The sequence below is a fragment of the Nonomuraea sp. NPDC049028 genome, assembly GCF_043197735.1.
Taxonomy (GTDB): Bacteria; Actinomycetota; Actinomycetes; order Streptosporangiales; family Streptosporangiaceae; genus Nonomuraea.
On record NZ_JBICTR010000032.1, the window covers coordinates 1 to 23,261 of the forward strand.

General features: G+C 70.2%; 18 protein-coding genes. 10 read left to right on the forward strand and 8 right to left on the reverse strand.

From position 1 onward, the window contains the following. The first annotated feature begins 77 nt into the window (after positions 1-77). From ACGFJ2_RS58775 to ACGFJ2_RS58785, 3 genes are all read left to right on the forward strand, one after another. Entirely contained in the window at positions 78-740 is a 663-nt protein-coding gene (locus ACGFJ2_RS58775; RefSeq protein ID WP_393484070.1) for a hypothetical protein, read from the forward strand. Between the two features lie 171 nt (positions 741-911). After that, positions 912-1,394: a hypothetical protein gene (locus ACGFJ2_RS58780; RefSeq protein WP_393484073.1), complete on the forward strand. Its 483-nt coding sequence runs from the start codon at positions 912-914 to the stop codon at positions 1,392-1,394. Then, positions 1,391-4,063 (forward strand): M48 family metalloprotease, encoded by a 2,673-nt coding sequence (locus ACGFJ2_RS58785; RefSeq protein ID WP_393484076.1) that lies wholly within the window; start codon positions 1,391-1,393, stop codon positions 4,061-4,063. Before ACGFJ2_RS58780 ends, ACGFJ2_RS58785 begins: the two co-directional genes overlap by 4 nt. Here ACGFJ2_RS58785 and ACGFJ2_RS58790 read toward each other — a convergent pair. From ACGFJ2_RS58790 to ACGFJ2_RS58805, 4 genes are all read right to left on the reverse strand, one after another. Then, positions 4,060-4,710, reverse strand: coding sequence for a hypothetical protein (locus tag ACGFJ2_RS58790; protein WP_393484079.1), 651 nt, complete (start codon positions 4,708-4,710; stop codon positions 4,060-4,062). The two genes, ACGFJ2_RS58785 and ACGFJ2_RS58790, sit on opposite strands and share 4 nt — an antisense overlap. 133 nt (positions 4,711-4,843) lie before the next feature. After that, positions 4,844-5,569 (reverse strand): helix-turn-helix transcriptional regulator, encoded by a 726-nt coding sequence (locus ACGFJ2_RS58795; RefSeq protein WP_393484082.1) that lies wholly within the window; start codon positions 5,567-5,569, stop codon positions 4,844-4,846. 37 nt (positions 5,570-5,606) lie between these two features. Continuing rightward, the gene (locus tag ACGFJ2_RS58800; RefSeq protein ID WP_393484085.1) at positions 5,607-6,596 is read right to left on the reverse strand and encodes an alpha/beta hydrolase; all 990 of its coding nucleotides are present in this window, start codon (positions 6,594-6,596) and stop codon (positions 5,607-5,609) included. Positions 6,597-6,639: 43 nt separating this feature from the next. Further along, positions 6,640-7,539 (reverse strand): LysR family transcriptional regulator, encoded by a 900-nt coding sequence (locus ACGFJ2_RS58805; RefSeq protein WP_357943603.1) that lies wholly within the window; start codon positions 7,537-7,539, stop codon positions 6,640-6,642. 99 nt (positions 7,540-7,638) lie between these two features. Between ACGFJ2_RS58805 and ACGFJ2_RS58810 the strand changes: the two genes are divergently transcribed. Next, positions 7,639-8,874, forward strand: coding sequence for an MFS transporter (locus ACGFJ2_RS58810; RefSeq protein ID WP_393484089.1), 1,236 nt, complete (start codon positions 7,639-7,641; stop codon positions 8,872-8,874). 36 nt (positions 8,875-8,910) lie between these two features. Then, positions 8,911-9,417 carry a pyridoxamine 5'-phosphate oxidase family protein gene (locus ACGFJ2_RS58815; RefSeq protein WP_393484092.1) on the forward strand — a complete coding sequence of 169 codons (507 nt, stop codon included), beginning with the start codon at positions 8,911-8,913 and terminating at the stop codon, positions 9,415-9,417. A gap of 36 nt (positions 9,418-9,453) precedes the next feature. Here the strand turns inward: ACGFJ2_RS58815 and ACGFJ2_RS58820 are convergent, their stop codons facing one another. Continuing rightward, positions 9,454-10,410 (reverse strand): cyclase family protein, encoded by a 957-nt coding sequence (locus ACGFJ2_RS58820; RefSeq protein ID WP_393484095.1) that lies wholly within the window; start codon positions 10,408-10,410, stop codon positions 9,454-9,456. A 128-nt stretch (positions 10,411-10,538) separates the two neighbouring features. Here ACGFJ2_RS58820 and ACGFJ2_RS58825 point away from each other — a divergent pair, with 128 nt between their 5' ends. From ACGFJ2_RS58825 to ACGFJ2_RS58840, 4 genes are all read left to right on the forward strand, one after another. Further along, positions 10,539-13,379, forward strand: a complete 2,841-nt coding sequence (locus ACGFJ2_RS58825; RefSeq protein WP_393484098.1) for a BTAD domain-containing putative transcriptional regulator — start codon at positions 10,539-10,541, stop codon at positions 13,377-13,379. Positions 13,380-13,543: 164 nt separating this feature from the next. Further along, a complete protein-coding gene (locus ACGFJ2_RS58830; RefSeq protein WP_393484101.1) occupies positions 13,544-14,923 on the forward strand; it encodes an NAD(P)/FAD-dependent oxidoreductase in 1,380 nt (459 codons plus the stop codon). A 76-nt stretch (positions 14,924-14,999) separates the two neighbouring features. Then, the gene (locus ACGFJ2_RS58835; protein ID WP_357943615.1) at positions 15,000-15,335 is read left to right on the forward strand and encodes a hypothetical protein; all 336 of its coding nucleotides are present in this window, start codon (positions 15,000-15,002) and stop codon (positions 15,333-15,335) included. 139 nt (positions 15,336-15,474) lie between these two features. Next, complete coding sequence (locus ACGFJ2_RS58840; RefSeq protein ID WP_393484104.1) at positions 15,475-18,294, forward strand: BTAD domain-containing putative transcriptional regulator; 2,820 nt, start codon at positions 15,475-15,477, stop codon at positions 18,292-18,294. 58 nt (positions 18,295-18,352) lie between these two features. Here ACGFJ2_RS58840 and ACGFJ2_RS58845 read toward each other — a convergent pair whose 3' ends face one another. Then, entirely contained in the window at positions 18,353-19,963 is a 1,611-nt protein-coding gene (locus ACGFJ2_RS58845) for a thiamine pyrophosphate-binding protein (RefSeq protein WP_393484107.1), read from the reverse strand. A gap of 151 nt (positions 19,964-20,114) precedes the next feature. On the opposite strand from ACGFJ2_RS58845, the gene ACGFJ2_RS58850 reads away from it, so the two are divergent. Further along, positions 20,115-21,239 (forward strand): FAD-dependent oxidoreductase, encoded by a 1,125-nt coding sequence (locus ACGFJ2_RS58850; protein WP_357943621.1) that lies wholly within the window; start codon positions 20,115-20,117, stop codon positions 21,237-21,239. A 32-nt stretch (positions 21,240-21,271) separates the two neighbouring features. Here the strand turns inward: ACGFJ2_RS58850 and prfH are convergent, their stop codons facing one another. After that, on the reverse strand, positions 21,272-21,949 hold the full coding sequence (gene prfH, locus ACGFJ2_RS58855) for a peptide chain release factor H (protein WP_393484110.1): 678 nt from the start codon (positions 21,947-21,949) through the stop codon (positions 21,272-21,274). Then, positions 21,946-23,133: an RNA ligase RtcB family protein gene (locus ACGFJ2_RS58860; RefSeq protein ID WP_393484113.1), complete on the reverse strand. Its 1,188-nt coding sequence runs from the start codon at positions 23,131-23,133 to the stop codon at positions 21,946-21,948. Before ACGFJ2_RS58860 ends, prfH begins: the two co-directional genes overlap by 4 nt. Positions 23,134-23,261: the final 128 nt, after the last annotated feature.

Sequence of the window (23,261 nt, forward strand, 5' to 3'; positions counted from 1 at the left end):
CAGCCCCAGCCGAATCGGCGACATCGCTCGCGCAGCGCTTGTCCTCACCCATTTCGAGCACGACTACCTACCGGCAATTGATTGAGATCACGTCACTGACTCAAAGCGCCGACGACCGCACCGTGGTCTTCTGGTCCGGCAGGGCGGAGCGCCTGCGGGACTTTCTCGTCGCGGCCAAGGACAGCGCCGCCTGCCCCGCGTCGTTCACTGTGGTCAGCGGCGGCGACCTCTCGACCACGGCCGTCCTCAAAGAGCGATTTCCCACCGACTTCGCCGGCGTGACGCTCTTCTACTCCGCGCACGCGCTGCCGAGCAGCCCGCCCAACAGCGCCGGGGATGACTACGCCCACCGTTACCTGGACCTCTACAAGACCACCAATGATCCCTGGTACGACAACTGGCGGGGACCGATCGCCTATGACGGCCTCGTCACCATGGTGACGGGAATCAACACCGTGTGCCGGGAGAACGGACCGGCCGGCTGCGGGAGGGGATCAGTGGCCAGCCATTTCCGCTACCGCATCGGAGGAGAGTCCGGGCTTCGGGGCGCGACAGGGATCATCCGTTTCGCCAAGGATCCGTGGGCGACCGCGGCTCCCGCGCCTCTCCAGAAGCGGTTCCTGATGCTCCGCGCGACTCCTACGGGACCATCCGTCGTCATGGAGTGCGGGCAGCGCGACACCAACGACCTCAGGACCACCTGGGGGCCCAAGGGCGCGTTCGACTGCCCGAGCACATAAAGATCGGTAGTGCCAGCCGGACACGGCGCATCATTTCTGCCCGAATCGGAATCACTTTTGGGCTTGACGCGCAACACGTATCACGGCGGCCGGAACTTTTCTTTCTGGTGTTCCTGTCGGAACGGAAGTTAGCATGCGGTGACTCTAGCCATTCATTCGGTAAGGACAGATATGGCGTTGGAATCGGAGAACGGGTCCGTTCGGCGCTTCGACGACATCGCTCGCGCCATTGTCGCCGAGGTCGCCCCCAAAGAGGCGGAATACTTTCCGGCGATCGCCCGGGCCACCCGGAGAAACCCTCGGCGAGCCTTCCGCGGCGGCGGTGACGACCTTCTCGGGTTCTCGCTCGCGGACGCCGTGACACTCCTGACGCCCATCGTCCTGACCGTCCTGACCGGCGCGGCGACCAACACGCTCACGCAGGCCGTCGAACGTACCTCGAAACAGGTCTCCAAGAGCGTGTGGAACAAGCTCTTCCCTTCGCGCCCGGCGCCGATCGCCGGCTCTGAGGCCGTCGTTCCCGTTCTCGACCCCGCTCAGGTGAAGGAGACCGCGCAGGCGGTCGAGGAGATCGCACTCGCGCTGGGCGTGGACAAGGCGATCGCCCTCCGCCTGCGACAGGCGACCTTCGGCCACTTGTCGGGCGAGAGGTGACCGCGGCGGGCGAGATGGTGTCAGGCCGCAGGCTTAACCCCTTCACGCTGCCGTCGTCGACGACGTCCCGGTTCCTCATCCTGATCACCGCGACGATCGCCTGCTCCCTCTACCTCGCCCTGTTCCTGTTCGAGCTCCGGCTGCGCGTCGCCTATCTGCCCGAGCACGTACGGCACGCGGAGTGCCTGTCATCGCTGCGTTCCGGCGCACGCTCGGTCGAACCGACCCTGCTCGTGGACCGGTACGGCGAGTGCACCGCGGGAGTGACGGCGGCCGAGGCGCTCCTGCCGATCGGGTCGCTCGTCGTGCTCGCGCTGTTCGCTCTGCTGCTCTACGCGTTTCACCCGCTGTGGGCCTTCCGCCGCGGACTCATGGCCCTCGCGGAGGTGAGTAGCGGCGAAGCCCACGCGGACCTGGTACGCAGGTTCACCTCCATCGCCGAGGAGGAGGCTCCCGGCAAGAACGTCCGGTTGCTGGTGGATCCGGGAAGGGGAGAAGTCACCGGGCGCGCGCTCGGCCTGCCGCGACGCCACATGGTGGTGCTGAGCATGGGGCTGGTCCTCGCGCACGCGACGACGCCCGCCATTACCGAGGCGGTCCTGCGGCACGAGCTGGCGCATATTCGCAACCGCGACGTCGGTATCGCGCACTTCACGGTGGCGATCTGGTGGTCGTTCCTGCTGGCGGCCTGCGTGCCCGCGCTGGTCGCCACGGCGATCTGGATTCCCGGCGGCCTGCTTGCGCAGTGCGCCAGGCTGGCGGTGATGACCCTGGTGCTGTGGCTGGCCAGGACCGCGGTGCTTCGCGCCCGCGAGCACCACGCGGACGTCAGGGCGGGCGACACCGCCGAACGGCAGGAGGAGATGGCCGCGGCGATCGAGACCGCCTCGTCGAACCGCCGCTACCCGGGGCCGCTGCGCTTCTTCAGCAGCCATCCCGCCCGGCGGTATCGCCTGGACGTGCTGAACGAGCCGGGCAGGCTCCTGCGCCTGGACCAATGGGAGATGTTCAGCGCGGGGTCGCTGGCGGGCCTGGGTTTCGCACCCGTCTACCACTCCTATTCCCAGCTCGACACCGAGGGGGTGATCGACGCCCGCTACTTCATGCCCGGGCTCATGTTCGGGCTGCTCATCTCAGGCGTCCTTGTCGTGGCCGTCTGGAGGGCGAGCACCGGGCGGCTCGCGGGACACGGTTCGCGGATGAGTCTGTGGTGGGCCTCGGCCGGCTTCACGGCGGGTGTCATCGCCGGCCAGTACGCGGCCATGATCCGCGCGGAGGTGTGGATCTGGACCCTCGCCTTCGTGAACCCGCTGATCGGACTCACCTACTGTCTCGTGCTCCTGCTGATCGTCCGGGCCTTCCTCTCCTGGGCCAAGGCCTGCTCCTCGGCCTGGCTGGCCGGCTCCACCCACCCCCGGACGATCACCCTGGCGGCCGTGGCGGTGTCGGCGGTGGTGATCGGCCCGTGGCTGGGTTTCTGGTTCTATGGCATCGCCACCGTCGTACAGGCCGGTGTCACGTGGGACCTGCTGGTGGTGACGCTGGTGACGATGGTCAGATACACCCCACTGGTGCTCACCATCGCGCTGGCCTGCGCCTACCTTGTGGCGGCCGGGACGCGAGCGCGGCCGGCACCGGGGAGCGGTCTGCGGCTCCATCTCGACGACGCCGCGCCCGTCCCGCTCCAGCGCCTGCCCGCCCACCTCGTACGGGCATCCCTGCCGTTCGCCGTGGCCTGCTGCCTCATGGCGGTCGGCGGTTTCGCGCTGCAGCCCATGCTCATCGCGGCCAGCAGGCAGAGGGGTACGGGGCAGTTCCTCGAGGCCGTCTACGTCACCATGGGCGTGGCCGTGGGCCTGCTGGCGCTGGCCGCGCTGGCGGCCGGGATCCTGGTCGGCGGCCGCGGCTCGGGAACGTGGGCCGTGGCTCACGCGGGGATCATGCTCCTGACGGCGGCCGTTCCGATGGCCCTGGTGATCCTCGGCCATGTCGCCGTGGCCGAATGCGGGTGGGAGCGGGCGGGCGCCTGCTTCGGGCAGGGCGCGCCGCTCCAGATGACGATCGGAAACTACGCCACGCTCACGTACACGTACGCGATCTACCCCGGTCTTCTGCTCGCCGAGTGCGGCAGCCTCATCAGAGCCCGGAGGCGACCGCCCGTCCCCGAACCGCGTCGGAGCGTCAACCGCCCGGTCGTGGCGAGCGCGACGATCGTGATCACGCTCGCCCTGGCGGCCGGCGTCTACGGCGCCCTGCTGAACTGGCGGCTGACCGTCGGGGCCATCCCCGCGGCGCGCATGACCTGGCAGCGGGCGGTCATGGAGGCGGCCGACCAGCCGATCAAGCCAGGCTCGGTTCCGCAACTCGACGCCTGCCGCAACGCATTACGCGTGTTCGCCAGCCCGGGAGTGCGCGACGCGCTCAACACCGACCAGCGCTACTACGTGCTGGCGGCCGGGCTCATCAACCATGTCGCCTCGTCCGACGACCCCGCCCTGCGAGCGATGGCCCAGGCCGGATACGTCTGGCTGGACAGGGGTCGCGCGGACATGGTCACCAAAGTAGTCACCAGAGTGCTGCACTACTGCGTGCTCGTCGGGGGCGAGCACCAGGTCGATCTGCAGGCGAGCGTCGCTCCGCAGACGAGCGTCGTTCCGCGGACAAGCTAGGCCAGGCACGCCCTGACGCCGTACCGGACGCCGGTGTTGAAGGCGTTGATCCGTTCGGTGGCGCTGCCGTGATCGCGCGGGTTCGTCCACGGCGTGTCGCCCGACAGCCCCCGCAGCGTCGCCGCGATCTCTCGGTTGTCGCCCCGCTCCCACGTGAGTGTGCCGTCCCTCGACGCCCCCGCGAGTGCCGCCCCTCCCATGCAGTCCGCCTGCAGTTCGATCTGCGGCACCAGATATCTGGGCGGCATACGATTCTGGATGGAGTGGCTCCATTCATGTGAGATGACCTGGTACACCAGCCCGTCGCCGTAGCTATAGCTCATCCTCATCAGGTTGATGTCCCAGGCGATGAAATGCTGGGTCGTGCAGTAGGAGGCGTTGTAGGGCAGCATCTTGTATCCCGAGCACGCGGGCCGGTTCGGGCTGCGCCCGTCGTAGGAGCCCAGGACGCGGGGCGGTGAATATCTGCCGGGGAAGTAATCCGACCAGTGATCTGACCAGAATCGATTGACCGCGTAGACGGCCGTCGCGATGTCCTCCTGGAGGCCGTCGACTTTCACCCCCGCCTCGGCTCCGTTCGCGCCTCCTCCGCCGATCCATGTGACGGCGAGAATGGTCACCACGGCCAGTCGTAAACGCGCTGACATGGAGCCCCCAGTTTGTTGGTTCGCTTTCGCCAGGCTCCGAACGATAAACGCGCGCATACGCTGCGAATAGGCTCGGTTACCGAAATATCACCGTTGTCTTAGGAGACGCCATGCAGAGGGGCGACGGCTTGGATCACGAGGGCGTCGTACCCCGGCTGAGGGTCCGTAGCGTTTCGGCCTGGCGGACGCGTTCGGCCAGGGTGTGGTCCAAGGATGGCACCGTACGGGCTGGGCAGGGCTCGTCCCGCAGTTCGGCGGCGAGGATGCGGTCGAGGCGGAAGCCCCGCCCGGCTCGGCGGCTGCGGCACCAGCCGATCAGATACCACGAGCCCGAGGCGGTGAGCAGGCCGCCCGGCTCCACCTCGCGCTCGCTTTCCCGCCCCGCCGAGTCGGCGTATCGGATCCAGACAACCCGCCGGCGGGCCACCGCCTGCTCAACCACCGGAAGTACGCCTGAGGCAGTGCGGGCGGGCAGCACATGGATGCGTTCGGTCAGGGCGCGCACTTCCTCCACGGCGGACTCGCTCAGGGCGGCCGCCAGCTTGCGCATGGCGGCCGGCCCCGCGGCCGAGAACGGCGTCGTCTGCTCGGCCCCGGCCAGCGCCGCGGCCACCGCCAGCGCCTCCGCGGCGGTGAGGTTGATCGGCGGCAGAGCGGTGTCGCGGTCGATGAACCAGCCCCCGCGCGGCCCGGCCTCCGCACGCACCGGCACCCTGGCCTCCATCAGCGCCTGTAGATCGCGCTGGATGGTACGCCGCGACACCCCGAACCGGTCCGCCAGCCAGCCCACGGTGCGCGGCCGGGGCGCGGTCGCGCGCAGCTCGTCTACCAGGGCATAGAGGCGTTCGGTACGGTTCATCGCGTCATCGGGTCACAGGCACGGGACGCGTACCAGGTTAGGCCAGACATCTGCGTAGGAACTCCTCCTGGGCCGCCAACTCCCGCTGGGCCAGCGCTGTGGGGTGCAAGGTGAACCCGTGCCAGCCCTCCTCCGCCACCACCAGCTCGGCCGCGTTGCCGGCGGCCGCCCAGCGGGCCGCCATGAACAGCGTGTCGTCGAGCAGGGGATCGGCCGTTCCTACCGTGAACCGCGCGAGCGGCAGACCACGCAGGTCGCCATAGAGAGGTGAGATGTCAGGATCGAGTCGTTTGTCGGGCGACAGCCCCGGAAACTGCTTGCTCCAGAACCATTCCTGGATCGGCCTGTTGATCAGCCGGTTTCGATCGCCCGACGCGCGGCCGCTGGGTGTGCCGTGGCCCACGTCGTAGCCGCCGAAGGAGAGCTGTGCGGCCAGGAACGCCTCGGCGGGTGCCACGGCGTGCCGGTCACGCAGCCGCAGAAGCGTGGTGACGGCCAGCCGCGCGCCGCCCGACTCGCCGCCGATGAGCAGTCGTCGCGTGCCGAACTCGGCGGCGGCGTTCGCCACCAGCCAGAGCGCCGCCTGCTCGGCGTCGTCGTTGCCCGCGGGGTAAGGGTGCTCCGGGGCCAGCCGGTACTCGACGCTGAGCACCGCCACACCGCAGTTGGCGGCCACATCGCGAAGGCGTGGATCCTGCCCGTCCGCCGAGCCGATCACCCCGCCGCCGCCGTGGAAGTGCAGGAACACACCCTCCGGTGCACGCCCCTCCGGAGGGAGAAAGGCCCGGAGCCGGAGCCGGCCGCCGTCGGAGGTGGTCACGGTCCGCCAACTCGCCTCGGGAACCGTCGCGAGGGTGGGGAACCCGCCTCCGCCCGCGCGCTGAAACTCACGAGCCGCCACGGGATCGTCCTGGACATGCAGCGGCACCTGGCCGTCGAGCAGTTTCTCCATGCGGTCATTGACGGCACGCGTCTCAGTCAGCTCATCGGGATCCAGGCCGAGCAGATGAATGGTGGGTACGTTCATGCAGCCAACCGTGCCGCCACGCCGCGACACCCTTATGTCACGGTCAACGCGTGATGTCGCTCACAGCCTTCTTCGAGGGGCGCTCGTCGAGGGTGGTGCGCAGGGCGGTGATGAAGGCGGTGGTGGCGGGCGGGTCGGGTGGCTCGCCGAACGCCGCCAGGTGGATCCGGCGCCGCGCGGCGGTCAGTTCGGTGGCCTTGACTCCGTCCGCGTGGTGGGTGCGCAGGGCCAGTCCCGGCATGGTGGTGACGCCCAGCCCGGCGGCGACGAAGGCCTGCTGGACGAGGATGTCGTCGCTGCTGTAGGCGATGCGCGGGGTGAACCCGGCGTCCTCGCAGGTTCGGACGAGGTCGCCGCGGCAGTTCGGGCACCCGGCGATCCAAGCCGAGTCCCGGTGGTCGGTGAGGGTCTGCCCGGACTCGCGGCTGAGCAGGTACACCGGGTCGTCGAGCAGGTAGGAGTAGCGGATGCCGTCGTCCGGCATCGTGTCCTCGTACGAGAACATGATGGCCAGGTCAGCCGATCCCTCGCGCAGCATCCGGCGGGCGGCCGTGGGATGGGCGTCGCCGAGGTGCAGCTCGATGTTCGGGTACGACTCGCGCAGGGCCACGGCCGCCGGGGGGACCAGGACACTCAGGGCGGAGCTGAAGGCGACGAGCCGGACCCGGCCGGTCCGCAGCCCGAGCTGGGCGGCCAGTTCGGCGTCGGCGGCGTCGACCCGGCCGACGATCTCCGTGGCGCGGCGGGCGAGCAGTTCTCCTTCGGGGGTGAGCCGGATGCCGCGCCCCACGCGCTGGATGAGCCTGGCGCCGGTCGCCGCCTCCAGCCGAGCCAGGTGGTGGCTGATCGAGGGCTGCGAGTAGTGCAGGGCCTTGGCGGCTTCGGTGACCGAGCCGTGGGCCGCGACCGCGGCCAGGACGCGCAGCCGGACGATATCGAGCATTCATCAAGGGTATCTATGGATTTTCGCCAATAGTGGCATTAGACGCATGTGGCACCTCATGGGCAGACTCGGCGGTGAGATCACCTGGGGGTCGCCGACATGTACACGTACCGGGAACTGTTCCGAATGCCCGAGTTCACGCCGCTGTTCACGGCCTCGTGCGCGCAGGTCGCCTCGACCACGCTGAACGGGCTGGCGCTCGCCACGCTGGTGTACGCCCGTACGGACTCGGCGCTGCTGGCGGCGCTGGGCATGTTCGGACCGTCGTTCGCCGAGTTGGTCGGCGCCACCCTGCTGCTGTCGGTGGCCGATCGGGTGCGGCCGCGTACGGCGCTGACGCTGACCGCGCTCGCCGGCGGCGCGGCCAGTGCGGCGCTGGCCGCGCCGGGCATGCCGTTGTGGGCGATGTTCGCGGTCATCCTCGCGCTGGGCCTGGTCAACTCGATCGGCAGTGGCGTCCGGTACGGGCTGCTCAGCGACATCGTGCCGCCGGACGGGTACGTGCTCGGCCGCTCAGTGCTCAACATCTCGGTCGGCGCGATGCAGATCGCCGGGTTCGCGGTCGGTGGCGTCCTGCTGGCGGTGGTGTCGCCGCGCATGACGCTGGCCATCGGTGCGGCGCTGGCGTTTGTCGCCGCGCTGGTGCTGCGGTGCGGGCTCGGCGCCCGGCCGGCGCGGTCGGTCGGGCGTCCGTCCGTCGCGGCCACCTGGCGGGTCAATCGTCACCTGCTGTCCACGCGTGCCCGCCGGGCCGTCTATCTGTCGATGTGGGTGCCCAACGGGCTGGTGGTGGGCTGCGAGGCGCTGTTCGTGCCGTACGCGCCTGGGGCGGCCGCCGTATTGTTCGTGGCGGCGGCGCTGGGGATGCTGTTCGGCGATCTGGCGGCCGGGCGGTTCGTGCCGCCGGGGGTGCGCGGGCGGTTCGTCACCCCGTTGCGGTTCCTGCTCGCGGCTCCGTACCTGCTGTTCGCGCTGCCGCTCGGCACGCCGGTCTTGGCCGGTGCCGCGGCGGTGGCCTCGGTCGGCTTCGCCTCCACGCTGCTGCTGCAGGAGCGCCTGATCGCGCTGACCGGCGAGGACGTCCGCGGCCAGGCGCTGGGCCTGCACGTCAGCGGCATGAAGGCGATGCAGGCGATCGGCGCCACGCTGGCCGGCCTGATCGCCCAGTACGTACCCGCGGGCGCGGCGATGGGCCTGATGGCCGTGGCGGCGCTCGCCGTCACCGCGGCCCTCAGCCCAGGCCTGCGGCTGTCGGATCCGGTTCGGCCGCTCCGTCGGACCAGCCGGCAACTGTCCTCGTACCGCGCCGCCTCGCCGACGAGTTCGGCGCCGTGAAGTGCGCTGTCCACCGAGAAAACGACAATGAGAGGGATGACCGTGCAACCGTACGAGATCACCGAGATTCTGAACCGGCCGATCAGCCAAGAACTGCTGGCCCGCGACGTGACCCGCTTGGCCTACGTCGCCAAGGACGGCACACCCCGCAACATCCCGATCATCTTTGCCTGGAACGGCTCGGAGATCGTCATGTGCACTCCGAAGAACGCTCCGAAGCTTCAGGCCTTGAGCGAGAACCCGATGGTCGCCCTGACGATCGACACCGAGGTGCACCCGCCCAAGATCTTGCTCATCCGGGGCCGGGCCGAGCTGGACTACGTCGATGGGATCCCCGACGAGTACCTCCAGACGACCAGCACCTATGAGATGACGCCCGAGCAACGGGTCGAGTGGGAGGCGGAGGTGCGTTCGCTCTACCACGACGGCATGGTCCGGATCGTCGTGACCCCGACCTGGGCGAAGCTGATCGACTTCGAGACGACTCTGCCGAGCGCGGTCGAGGAGCTGCTCCGACAGCGGGAGGAGCGTCGGCGCGGCTGAGCGGCGCGAGGTCGCTCGACTCGCGCAGCACCGGGGTCAGAATGTAGCGATCGGGTTGACTGGGCTGCCGGACGTACCGGCGAAGCGGACCGGCGCGACCGCGAGGTGGAAGTCCCACTGGCCGAGCTCGGCAGCCGTCGTCGCGCACGCCTCCAGGTCGCAGTTGTCGAGCAGCCACAGACCCATCGCGACGAGGCTCACGGCGTGAACCGGCATCAGCACGTCTTCGTACCCGGACGGCTGAACGTCCTGGGGGGTGTCAGCGCCGATCAGCGCCACTCCCCGTTCATGCAGCCACGGCAGGCAGGACGCGTGCCAGCCGGCCTGCGTGAAACCGCCGGCCGCACCGGCCTCGTGCCGGACGCGGCCATAGCCGGTCCGCAGGAGTACCGCATCGCCGGGTCGCACCCGCACACCCTGGCGACGCTCGGCCTCCTCGAGATCGTCGGGATACACACCCTGCCCCGGTTCCAGCCACGGCACATCGCGGACCCTCGCGATGTCCAGCAGGACGCCACGCGTGATGATCCCGTTCGCCGCCGCCGTGACGGCCGCCCACGCCGATCCCGTCGCGGCGTCGACCAACGAGTGCGACCGCCCGTTGTACATCGCGCCGTCCCAGAAGATGTGGCACGGCGAGTCGATGTGGGTGACGGTGTTGCCGTGGAACATGATGCCGAGCCGCTCGTTCGAATAACCCCAGTGCCGGTCGTTGCGGAATCCGGGCAGCGGCATGTTCTCGGCACCTGGCATGTCGGCGGCGCACGGGCACGTCGTCGTCGACCGCTCCATCTCCTCCGGGACGGCAACCTCCCACGCGCACGACACGCTCCTGCCGTGGCGCACGGCCCGCGCCGCCGCCAGCCGGACGTCGTCGGTGATGTGGTTCAGAGTGCCGAGCTCGTCGTCGTCGCCCCACCGTCCCCAGTTCGACAGCGTGTTGAAGTACCCGAGCACGTCGTCCTGTGTGGGCATCGGTCGCCCTGCCGTCATCCCAGCATCAACTCCTCCGGTCACATGGTTCGAGGCAGCGCAGGAGCCGCCCGACACGCGAGTTTTGCGGCGCTTCAGGATGCGGAAGATATTCTCACAGCGCGTTTGGTGCGGCGGGAGGTCTGCTGGTGAGCTTGGTGGCCGAGGACGTGAGATTCGGCGTTCTCGGGCCGCTCCGGGCCGAGGTCGGCGGTCGCCCGGCAGGGCTTGGCGGACCTCGCCAGCGGGCCGTGCTGGCGCTGCTGCTGATCGCGCGGGGCAGGAGCGTCTCGGCGGAGCGGATCCTGACCGAAGTGTGGGAGGGCTCGCGACCTCCCTCCCTGACGACACTCCATGGATACGTCGCCGATCTGCGCAGGACGCTGGAGCCGGAAAGAGCGCCCGGCGCGCCGGCCCGGTTGCTGGTACGCGAGGGGCCCGGATACGCCCTTCGGGCGGTACCCGCCGCGGTTGACGCCGAGCGCTTCACCGATCTGGCCGCTCGTGGCCGGCGCGCGTTGGACGGCGGCGAACCGAGACTCGCCGCGGACCTGCTCGGACAGGCGCTCGCGCTGTGGCGGGGCCCGGCCTATGCCGACTTCGGCGGAGCCGCCTTCGCGGTGCCCGACGCGACCAGGCTGGAGGATCTGCGGGCCACCATCCGCGAGGACCGGCTTGCGGCCGTCATCGCGTCGGGGGAGCACGCCGCTGCCGTAGGCGAGCTGGAAGCGATGATCGCCGAGCAACCGCTGCGTGAGCGCGGCTGGGAGTTGCTCGTCCTCGCCTTATACCGGTCAGGACGGCAGGCCGACGCGCTCGCCACCCTTCGAGCGGTACGCAGAAGGCTGGCCGACGAGCTGGGCATCGACCCGGGACGCGGCCTGCGCGACCTGGAGGCGGCCGTACTCGCCCAGGACCCGCGGCTCGCGCCGGTGCCGGCTGAGCCCATCCGCATGTCATACCCTCCGGCCGCGGCTCCGGCGCAGCCCTCGGGCAATCTGCCGTTCGCGCTGTCCAGCTTCGTCGGCCGCGGCGGCGACCTCACGGCCGTCGCGTCCCTGCTGGACGGGCACCGGCTGGTCACGCTCACCGGCCCGGGCGGGGTCGGCAAGACCCGCCTGGCCTTGGAGGTCGCGCGCGCCCGTACCGACGCCGACGGGCCCTGGCTCGTGGAACTGGCAGGTCTGCACGCACCCGAACTGCTCACCGGGACCATGGCCGCCGCCCTGGGGCTGCCCACCGCGGCGTCCCCCGATCAGCTGGCCGGGATGATCGCCGACCGTGACATGCTCATCGTCCTGGACAACTGCGAGCATCTGCTGGTCCCCGCCGCCATGCTGGTCCACACCCTGCTGACCCGCTGCGGCACCGTACGGATGCTGTGCACCAGCCGCGAACCCCTGGGCATCTCGGGGGAAATGGTGTACGAAGTACCGCCCCTGGATGCCGCCACGGAGGCCGTGGACCTGTTCCTGCGCCGTGCGGCAGCCGTCTCGCCCGGCTGGGCGGCCGAGCCGGGCGACAGGGAAAGGATCGCCGCCCTGTGCGTACGGCTCGACGGCATCCCGCTGGCCATCGAACTCGCCGCCGCGCAGAGCCGGGCGCTGTCCGTGGCCCAGATAGCCGATGCCGTAGCGGACCGCTTCACCTTGCTGGTGGACGGATCAGCCGGACGGCCGGACCGTCATCGCACGCTACTGGACACGGTCGCCTGGAGCGATCAACTGCTGCGGCCGGCCGAACGCCGGCTCTTCCACCGGCTCGGCGTGTTCGAATCCGGCTTCGACCTGGAGGCGGCCGCCGCAGTGGGAGGAGTCGATCCCGTCCTGGCGCCGCTGCTGGCGTTGGTCCGCAAATCGCTGGTCACCGCGGAAACCGGCACGGCACCACGCCGCTACCGGATGCTGGAGACCTTGCGCCAGTACGCCCTGGCCTCGCTCGCCACCGACGAGCTGGCCCGGGCGCGGGAACGCCACCGCGCCTGGGCCCTGGCCCGGGCCGAGAACGCCGAACGTCATCTCCGCGGCCCGCAGGGAGCGGCGTTGCTGAACGGGCTGAGCCGCGATCAGGCGGAGTTCCGGGCCGCGTTCGCCTCGTCACTGGCGGCAGGTGACGGCGAGTACGCGCTACGGCTGGGCGGCGCGCTGTTCTGGTTCTGGTTCCGCATGGGTCATGTCGCGGAGGGTCTGGCCTGGCTGTCCGAGGCGTTCGCGGCGGCCCCGCAAGCCGACGCGGATGTCCGGGCGCGTGCCCGGTTCGCGGTCGTGGGACTGCACTACCTGGCCGGACAGCCGCCACAGGCGTACCAGGCGGCCCGTTCGGCGATGGAGGAGGCCCATCAGGCAGGCGACCCGGTGACGGAGGCGCTCGCGACCGCGTACGCCGCCTACCTGGGGCTGCTGACCGGGGCGGCGCTCGACGCCGAGACTCTCGCCCGCGAGGCCGTCGAGGTGGCCCGGCGCAGCGCCCTGGACTGGCTGGAAGCGGAAACGCTCATGATCCAGGGCATGGTCCTGCGGCTGCTGGGCGATCTGCCGGGCGCCGACAGCGTCTTCCAGGAGGCCATCGGAGCCGCTCGCGCCAGTGGCCACGACTGGGCGGCGGACGGGGCGGCCTGGTGCGAGATGAAGACGGCCTCGGACCGCGGGGACGGTGCTCGGGCGCTGGCCATCGCGGCGGACATCCTGGCCACGATGGACCGGTACGGAGACATCTCCTTCTGGCTGGTGACGGTGCACAGCGCGGCCCGCGCCCTCGCGCTGACCGGGCAGGCCGAGCACGCGGCCGTGCTCATGGGGGCCGTGGAGGCCATCGGCAAGCGAGCCGGAGTCTCCCCGGAGCTGATGGACCCGTTGGACGGGCCGCGCGAGGCCGCCGCCGTACGCGGGGCACTTCCGCCGGAGGAGTACGAACGTCATGCGGCCCACGGGCGCGCGATGTCCCGGCGGGACGCGAGCGCCCTGCTCACCTCGTTGATCGCTGATCGCTGATCCGCTGATCGGGGCCTTCCAGCCTTGAGGCTTGGAAGCCTTGGAAGTCGCTGGGAAAGCCGGTTCCCACCGACCTCGAAGCGGGCCGGCCCACTCTCGTTGTTGTGAACGCGGCGCCGCCTGGTCCGGGCGGCCGGACAACGAGGTGAATCATGATCAAGCGGATGAGCATCGGACACCCGCCCACCGGACACGCCGTCGTCGCGGGAGCGGGGATCGGCGGGCTCCTGGCGGCCCGGGTGCTGCGCGAGACGTTCGACCGGGTCACGGTGATCGACCGCGACGCATTGCCCGCCCAGGGGGTCCCCCGGCGGGGTGTGCCGCAGGGGCATCACGCGCACGGGCTGCTGTCCCGGGGCTGCGAGATCCTCGAGGAGCTGTTCCCCCGGCTGACGGCGGACCTGGTCGCCGCCGGCGCCACCACCTGCGACATCCAGGACGACGTCCGCTGGTACAACGACGGCCGGCTGCTGCACCCAGCGCCTTCGCGGCTGCGCGGCCTGACGGTGAGCCGGCCGGAGCTCGAACGGTACCTGCGGTCCCGCGTCGCGGATCTTCCCGGCGTGGTGATCCACGAACGCTGCGAGGTGGTCGAGCCGATCGCCGGCGGGGACGGCGCGGTCACCGGAGTACGCCTGCAGCGTTCGGGGCACCAGCCCGAGGACATGGCGGCCGATCTCGTGGTGAACGCCGTGGGCCGGGGAAACCGGGGCGCGGAGTGGCTGCGCCGGCTGGGATACGAGCCCGCGCCGGAGGAACGTGTCGACTCCGGGCTGCAGTACGTCTCCCGTGAGTACCGCAGGCGGCCGGGCGACGCCGACTTCATCGCCATGGTGGTGGGGCACAGCGCGTCGGTCCCCAGGGGCGGCGTCGCACTCAGCGGCGAGGGAGACCGCTGGCTCGTCACCCTGTTCGGCATGGGCGACGATGTCCCACCCGTCGACCCGGACGGGTACCACGGGTTCGCCGCCCGGCTTCCGGTCCCGGACCTGCACCGCCTCCTGGAGCGCCTGGAACCGCTGGGGGAGCCGCGGCGGATGCGCATTCCCGTGAGCATTCGGCGCCGCTACGAACGGATGGGCCATTTCCCCGAGGGCTATGTGGTGTTCGGCGACGCCCTGTGCCAGTTCAATCCCAGCTACGGGCAGGGCATGACGGTGGCCGCCTGCGAGGCCGTCGCCCTGCGTGAGTGCTTGGCGGACGGCCGGCGCGACGGCCTGGCCCGCCGCTTCTTCGAGCGGGCGGCGCGGATCATCGACGTGCCCTGGGACCTGTCGGTCGGTGGTGATCTGCGGTTCCCGTCCGTCGAGGCGCCACGCCCACTGCGCGTGAAGCTGCTCAACCGCTACATCGCCCGCCTCCATGTGGCCGCGGAAGCGGACCCGGTGGTCGGGCAGGCCTTCCTGAGCGTCGCCAACCTGCAGGCCCCTCCACAGCTCCTGTTGTCGCCCGGCGTCCTGGCCCGGGTGCTCCGGCCGCGTCCCGGCGGCGGCCCGGCCCACCTCCGACTTCCGGCCCGGGAGCAGATCCCGGCCGGTCAATGACGTCGCGGCTCATCCCGAGCCTCGGCATCCGAAACCCGAAACCGTCCCCCAAGGGATGGAGAGAAAGGACATCATCATGTTCAAGAACATCACCGCGGGCATCATCCTGGCGACCGCCGTGGCCGGTGGGCTGACGGCCATCGCGGCTCCGGCCTCGGCGGCGACGGCCGGCGCGGGCAACGCGGTCTGGGTCGAGCCCGGCGCCACCAAATCCTTCCTGGTCATGTGCCCTTCGTACGCCCCCACGATGCTGACCGGCACGATCAAGATCACCGCCGCCACCGGGGTGTCGGTCTCGACCAGCCTGGACACGGACTCCGACGCCTTCAGCCGCGACATGCTCACGGTGACGGCCACGAACGGCGGCGCCGTCCGCCGGTACGTCTCGGTCACGGCCACCTGCTCGAGCTGACCCTCTCCACAGCCGCACCAGGCACCCGTTCCCGCCCCTTCCTGGGCCGCAACCCTTCGGTTACTCTCGCAGGAGATCTTCATAAAGTGCGAGAGGGAGGCCGATGGGTGGGGTCGCTCCCGATATTGTGCGGTTCGGGGTGCTCGGTCCTCTCCGGGCCGAGCTGGCGGGACGGGCGGTCGGCCTGGGGGGTCTGCGGCAGCGGGCGATCCTTGCGGTCCTGCTGATCGCCGGGGGCAGGATGGTCTCCGCCGAGCGGATCACATCCCAGGTGTGGGAGGGCTCGCCGCCCTCCTCACCGACGACCCTCCACGCGTACATCTCCCAGCTGCGCCGGGCCCTGGAGCCGGAACGCCCGGCCGGCGCTCCGGCCCGGCTGCTGGTCCGTGAGGGGACGGGATACGCGCTGCGGACGGATCTATCCGCCATAGACGCCGAGCGCTTCGCCGACCTCGCCGCGGCGGGGCGGCGGGCCTTGGACGGCGGCAGACCGGGCCCCGCCGTGGAAGTGCTCACCGAGGCACTGGAGCTGTGGCGTGGTCCCGCCTACGCGGACTTCGACGGGGCCGGTTTCGCCTTCACGGAAGCGGCCCGGCTGGAGGACCTGCGTGCGGCCGCGTACGAGGACCGGCTGGCCGCCACCATCAACCTGGGCAGGCACGCCGCGGCGGTCGGCGAGCTGGAGGCCCTGGTGGCCGAGCAACCGCTGCGCGAACGCGGCTGGGAACTGCTCGTCCTCGCCCTGTACCGGTCCGGGCGGCAAGCTGATGCGATGGCGGCGCTGCGCACGGCACGGCGACGGCTCGCGGACGAGCTGGGCATCGACCCCGGACCCGCGTTATGCGACCTGGAGTCCGCGGTGCTCGCCCAGGACCCCCGGCTCGACCCGCCGCCCGCCCGCTCCGCCGGCGGCGCCGCTCCCGTCGTTCCTGACAACCGTCCGGCGACGGCGCCCGTCGGTAACCTGCCGTTCGCTTTGACCAGCCTGCTCGGACGTACGGACGACATCGCCGCCGTGGAGCGTCTGCTGACCGAGTACCGGCTGGTCACCCTCACCGGCCCGGGCGGAGTGGGCAAGACCCGCCTCGCGCTGGAGACGGCCAGAGCCCGTACCGACAGCACCGACGGGCCGTGGCTGGTCGAACTGGCCGGCCTCACCTCACCCGAGCTGCTGCCCGCCACGATCGGGACCGCCGTCGGCATCCCCGGGGCATCCTCGGCCGAAGACCTGTCGGCCGTGCTCGCCGGACGGCGACTGCTGCTGGTCCTCGACAACTGCGAACACCTTCTGGACGCGGTCACCACCCTGACCGGTGTGCTGCTGAGCCGCTGCGGCGGCCTGCGGGTGCTGGCCACCAGCCGCGAAGCGCTGGGCGTCGAGGGCGAGGCGGTCTATGAGGTACGGCCGCTCGACCCTGACGGCGATGGCGCCGAACTCTTCCGGGAACGGGCTGCCGCGCTGTCCACATGGTCCCCCGACGTGGACGACCTCGACCGGATCCCTGGGCTCTGCGCCGGCCTCGACGGCATTCCGCTCGCCATCGAACTGGCCGCCGCGCAATGCCGGATGCTCTCCATCGGCCAGATCGCCGACGCCTTGGAAAACCGCTTCGGCATCCTGGTCGGCGGCCCTGTCGACCTGCCCGCCCGGCATCGTGCGCTGGAGTCCACGATCGCCTGGAGCCACCGGCTGCTCGAACCTGAGGAACGGCGGCTCTTCCACCGGCTGAGCGTGTTCGCCGCCGGGTTCGACCTCGATGCCGCGGGCGTGGTGGGAGGCCAGACTCCCGTGCTGCCTCCCTTGTCGGCCCTGGTCCGCAAGTCGCTGGTCGGTGTCGAGCCCGGGACCGCTCCACGCCGCTACCGGCTGCTGGAGACGCTGCGTCAGTACGCGCTGCGCGAACTCGACCTTGACGACCTCGCGCGGACCCAGCAACGGCACCGCGCCTGGGTCCTGGCCCAGGCGGAGAGCGCCGAGCGCGGGCTCCACGGCCCTCAGGCGGCCGTGCTGCTGGGCCGGCTGACCCGGGAGCAGCCGGAGTTCCGCGCCGCCTTCGCTTCCGCGCTGGCCGCCGGTGATGGCGACTACGCGCTGCGATTGGGCGGAGCCCTGTACTGGTTCTGGTACCGCATGGGCCACATCGCCGAAGGCCTGTCCTGGATGTCGAAGGCTTTCGCCGCGGCGCCGCACGCCGAGCCGGCGGTCCGGGGGAGGGCCCGGCTCGCCGTCAGCGGGCTCAGCTACCTGGCCGGGAATCCGGTGCGGGCGTACGAGTCCGTCGTGCTGGCGGAGCAGGAGGCACGGGAGGCCGGTGACCTGGTGGTCGAGGCTTCCGCGCGGGTCTACCAGTCGCACTTCGGCGTATTCGCCGGAATGCCCGTTGACGCTCCGGCGCTCGCCCGCAGCGCGGTCGAACTCGCCCGGCGGGCCGGCGAGGACTGGCTGGTGGCCGAGGCGCTGATGGTTCAGGGCACGCTCGCCCGCGTTCTAGGAGATCTTCCGACCGCTGCCGCGATCCTGGCCGAAGCCATCACGACCGCTGACTCCTGCGGCCACGACTGGGCGGCCGGCTCCGCCGCGTGGGCCGCCATGAAGACCGCGTGCGATCGTGGCGACGGCCGGCGCGCCCTGGAGATCGCCGCCGGCATCCTGAACGCGCTCGACCGTCACCAGGACGTCACCTCCAGGCTCGTGCTCATCCACACCGCCGCCCACGCCCTCGTACTGACCGGCCAGGCTGAGCAGGCAGCCGTGCTGATGGGCGGCGTGGAGGCGGTCGGCCGCCGGGTGGGCTTCTCCCCCGAGCTGATGGACCCGAGGGATGGCCCCCGCGAGGCCGCCGCCGTACGCGAAGCCCTCCCGCAGGACGAGTACGAACGCCTGACGGCACGGGGACGCGAACTGTCCCTGGCGGAACTGACCACCCTCCTGGTGAGCCTGCTCACGATCCGCTCATAGGTGGGCCGGCGGCATATCCAGCCGCCGCGGGACTGAGAGCTGAGAGCCACCCCGCGGGTCAGGGCAACTGCGCCGGCAGGCCGCGCGGGTTGACCTTCGCGATGATCAGCGCCGGGGCCCTGGATGTCTTCACGGTGGCGAGCGCCTGGTCGAGCTCCGCCGCAGTGTCGACGGAGTGGGTGGACCGGACGCCGAGGCCGTTGGCCAGCTTGACGAAGTCCCATTGGTTGAGCAGGACGTAGGGCTTCGGCGGCACGCTGGGATCGCTGAAGTAGTGCGCGTCGATGAGGTACTGCTCCAGGCCATAGATGCCGTTGTCGATGACCACGACGACGGGGTTGCGGCCGTAGCGCGCGAACGTGGACAGTGCCTGGGCGGTCATGTGGAAGCCGCCGTCCCCGCAGATGACCAGAGGGCGCCGGCTCGACCCGAAGGACGCGCCGACCGCGGCGGCCACGGAATGGCCGATGGAGGCCCACACAGCGCCGCACAGGAACCCGTCGCGGCCCTTGACCGGCAGGTTCGCGGCTGAGGCGCCGCCGAGGAAGGTGTCGGGGATCACGAGCCATGAGGTGTCCAGGGCGGCGCCGATGCGGTCGAACACCTGGCCATAGGTCAGCGGGCCCGAGGCGGCGGGCGGGGCCGGGTCAACGGCCACGGGCAGGGGCTCTGGCGCCTCCTTGGCCGCCTCGGCCACGAGTGCGCTCACCAGGGCGGTGATCTCCGCGTTCTGCTTGCTCCCGTTTTTGATCTTCACCTTGCCGTCGTAGGCGATGACGATGCGGTTGGTGCCGTCGCGGACGAACGAGGCGTAGCTGCTGGGGAAGACGCAGCCGAGCATCACGATGAGGTCGGCCTCCTGGACGGCGGCGGGCTGGGAGTTCGGCGGGGCGAAGACCCCGGCCCAGCCGTCTTCCTGTTCGGAAAGCACCGACTTGGCCGGCACCTGGGTCACCCACAAGACACCGAGCTTGGCGATCAGCTCGGCCACCTTGTCGGCCAGCCCGTAGCGCTGGATCTCGGTGCCCACCATGAGCACCGGCTTCGCGGCGGCGCGGACGAGGCCGACGATCGTGGTGGCGAGCTGCTGCTCGGTGCCCGCCGCCGGGTTGGTGACGGACAGTGTCCCGGCGGGGGGCGTACAGGGCGCCGTCCAGATGGTCCGGTCGATCTCGATGTAGACGGGCCGCTTCCTCCTGATCGCCGTCGAGATCGCGTGGTCGACCAGCGCGGGCACGTCGGTGGCCCGCTCGGCGCGGGCCGCACTCGCGGTGACCAGCCGATAGGCGTTGAGGTCCCCGTCCGGCTGGCCGGTCGAGTGTGAGAACAGGACGTCGAAGTCCTTCAGGTTGGCCAGGTTGGCGGCGTTCGGGCCGCCGTTCAGGACGACGACCGGACTGCGCTCAACGTACGCGCCGGCGATGGCGTTGATCATGCTGAGCATGCCGACACCGTTGGCCACCGCGACGGCGCCGAGCCCCCTCGTACGCGCGTAGCCGTCGGCCGCGTAACCCGCTTCGAGGTCGGTGGCGGTCACGACCGGCTTGATGTTGTGCGCGCCCACGGCGTCGAACAGCGGCGCACAGTACGTGGCGGGCACGCCGAACAGAGTGTCGACCTGCTGCTGGCTAAGCCGCTTGAGGATGTAGTCGGCAACGGTGAAGGGCACGATGACGCTCCTGGAAACGCCCGCCGTACGGCAGCTCAGTCGGATGGGGACAGGCGCGGATCGTCCGGCCGCTTGGGATGCTTACCCAGAGTAGTGGAGCGAACACGCGGGTAGGCATACCGCGCAGGGCAGTACTCATCGGAGGTCGGAAATGCTGCTGGACGAGCGTGGTGTGAGCACACTCCCTAACCTGCCCACCCCGGATTTCACCTTCGATCCTCATCAACCGGGCGCGTGCGTCGCAGGTCTGAGGCCCTACCGCAAAGGGTCCTACCGGCTCGACAAGGAGGTGCTGGGAGACAAGTTCGTCGTCCACAACTATGGCCATGGCGGCGGAGGCATCACGTTGAGCTGGGGCTGTGCCGCCAAGGTGCGCGACATGGTGCTCCGGCGCCAGACCGAGACCGGGACGGTCGAAAGGGAGGTCGCGGTGCTCGGCGCCGGCGTCATGGGGATGACCGCCGCCACGCTGCTGCTCGACCTCGGCCTCAACGTCACCATCTACTCCGACCGCAAGCCGGTCGACACCACGTCGTACAAGGCCGGCGGCCAATGGGCCGTGTCCATCTTGGAGTATTCCAAGGAATTCACGAAGGTCCAGGAGCTCCAATACATCATCAGAACCGCCTACACGATGTTCAAGGCCTGCATCGGCAAGGGCTTCGGCGTCTCCGAGTGTGACAACTACAGCGTCAACGCCACCTCAGGTATCGAGGTGGTGCACGACCTCGTGCCAGGGCTGTTGCCGCAGCGCGAATACCTGCAGCGTCTGCCGTTCGAGGGGCACAACACATCCGGATACAGGTACCGGACGTTGCTCGTCGAACCGCCCATCTTCATACCCAGGCTGGAACGCGACCTGAGGGCGCGCGGCGTCACGTTCGTGAATCGGAGATTCATCAACAGCGCGGACGTGCTCACGTCCTTGACGCAGAAGGTGATCATCAACTGCACCGGGCTCGGCGCGAAGGAGCTGTGGAACGACTCCGAAATGCTCTCACTCAGAGGACAGCTCGCGATGTTGCGGCCGCAGGTCAACCTTGAATACCTGTATGGCCAGAACGGGTACCTGTTCCCGCGCAACGACCACGTCGTCATCGGGGGCACCGTCGAGGATACCGATGAAGAGGTGTTCGATCCGGAGAGGTGCAGGGGACTGGTGCGGTATATGGCTGGAGCGTTCGGCCAGCTACCGGCGGTGCCGATGCCGGACTTCCACATCCACCACCCGCGCAACGAGCGCCTGGTCGATCCGAGGTTGTCGATCTCCACCTGACCCAGAGCGGTGGACGTGGTCGGGGTGGACTGTCACCGTCGCCGGCGTGTCCGCACCTGCGGGATCAGGTCCTGCTTCGACGGTTCCGGGCGTTCGACGCGGGTGGGGTCGCCGCGTACGAGCTCATCGTGGATACGCCACCGGGCGGCGGTGACGGCGCGCTCCGCCGCCTCGTCGCCATGGTCTATGCGCTCCCGCAGCAGCCGCATGGCGATCCGGCGATTGAGGCTGAACTGCCGCTCGGTGTCGACCACGACGACGATCCCCGTGGGCCGGTGGGTCGCTCGTACGGCCGTGCTGGCCTTGTTGCGATGTTGACCGCCGGGCCCGCCGGTGCGGCAGGCGACGATGTCGACGTCTCCTTCCGCGAACGTCGTGCGCGGGGCGTCGACCTGGCACGTTTGGGAGATGACGTACCAGTTCTTCCGGCCGGTGTTGACCCGGTAGGGGCTGGGCGCCTGCCAGCACAGAGTTCCGGTCCATGAGGCGGCGAACGCCTCGGCGTCGTCTCCTGCGATCCGGATGAGGACCGATCGGTAGGTGCCGGGCCGGTCACCGGGAGCGATATGGGCCCGGTGAGTCTCCAGATTCTGCTGGGTGGCGTCGGCTTCCAGGCGGTGCAGCAGCTGGGCCAGGGCCCAGGCACACTCCTGCGGGCCGCGCCCGGCCGACAGGAGCAGGTGGACGCTCTCGGCCGGGTGGACGCTCACGGCCGCCCCCGCTTGCGGCGCTGGTCCCGGTGGTCCCTCCGGGACGCCGGCCCGAGATCAGGCGTCTTGTAGGTGACCAGCGGGATCGTGGTGGCCACGGGCGTGGCCAGGTCGTGCTCGACGAGGTCGGCGATCACCTGCTCGATGCGCTTGTACGCTGTCGGCGCCTCCTCGAAGAGCAACTGGCGGTCGCCGCACACCACCAGAGATCCCATCGGTGTGCGGCGCAGTTCTTCGACCGTGTGCTTGGCCCGCCCGCGCCGCAGGGCGTCGGCACGGGACATCTTGCGACCCGCGCCGTGCGCCACGGAATGGCCGGCGTCCGGCCCGGCGTGGGCGGCCACAAGATAGGAAGGGGTGCCGCGCGTACCGGCGATGAGCACGTCGCGGCCGTCACCCGGCGCCGCTCCCTTGCGGTGCAGGTAGATCCCGTCGCGGATTTCGACCCGGTTGTGGCACTGGTCGATGATCGGCTCGGTGGGCTCGGTCCCCAGGGCATGGGCGACCCGGGCGGCCAGCAGCCGCCGGTTGAGTGATCCCCAGCGTACGGCGTCGTCATGCATTGCCAGGTAGGCATCGGGATCAGGGGCGGGGCCCGCGCCGTGGACCTCGGTGTGCGCGCGCAGGATCCGTTCGCCCAGCCCTCGGGAACCGCTGTGGACGATGAGAACCAGGTCATCGGTGGCGAGTCCGAGTCGGCTCGCGTGGTCCGGCTCGAAGACGGTCCCGATTCGCGCCAGCTCGACGAAGTGGTTACCTCGGCCGACCGTCCCGAGACCCTCGACGTGACCGGCCGGAATATCGCCCTTTAGAACAGCCCAGGCCGGGTCGTCGGCGGTTTGCTCAGCGTCGAGCGCGCGATCGAGGTCGGGGAACCGGGCGGCGAGCTTCTCGGGTACGGCGCGCTTGAGCTTGACGGGGAAGACGGCGATGCCACAACCGATGTCGGAGCCCACCAGGAACGGGTACAAGATGGTCGACGCCATGGCGGCGCCGATGGGGGCGCCCTTGCCGGGGTGCAGGTCTGGCATGGCGGCGACGTGCATCATGCCGTCGAGGGCGGCCACCTGATGGCATTGCGCGACGGCATCGGACTCGATCCAGCTGGTGGGGGAGGCGAACACGGTGACGCTGGCCGACCCCGTGGCCGGGGTGGACGGCAGCTGGGAGTGTTGCTGAGACAAAGACGCTCTCTTCGCTGAACAGGGGATGGGCGGGCGGCATCACGGCGCGAGCCGGCGCCGTGGCATCTCGGATTAGTGGGGTGCTGTCCGTCAGAGCCTCATGGACACCACATTCCCCTGAGCCCGCC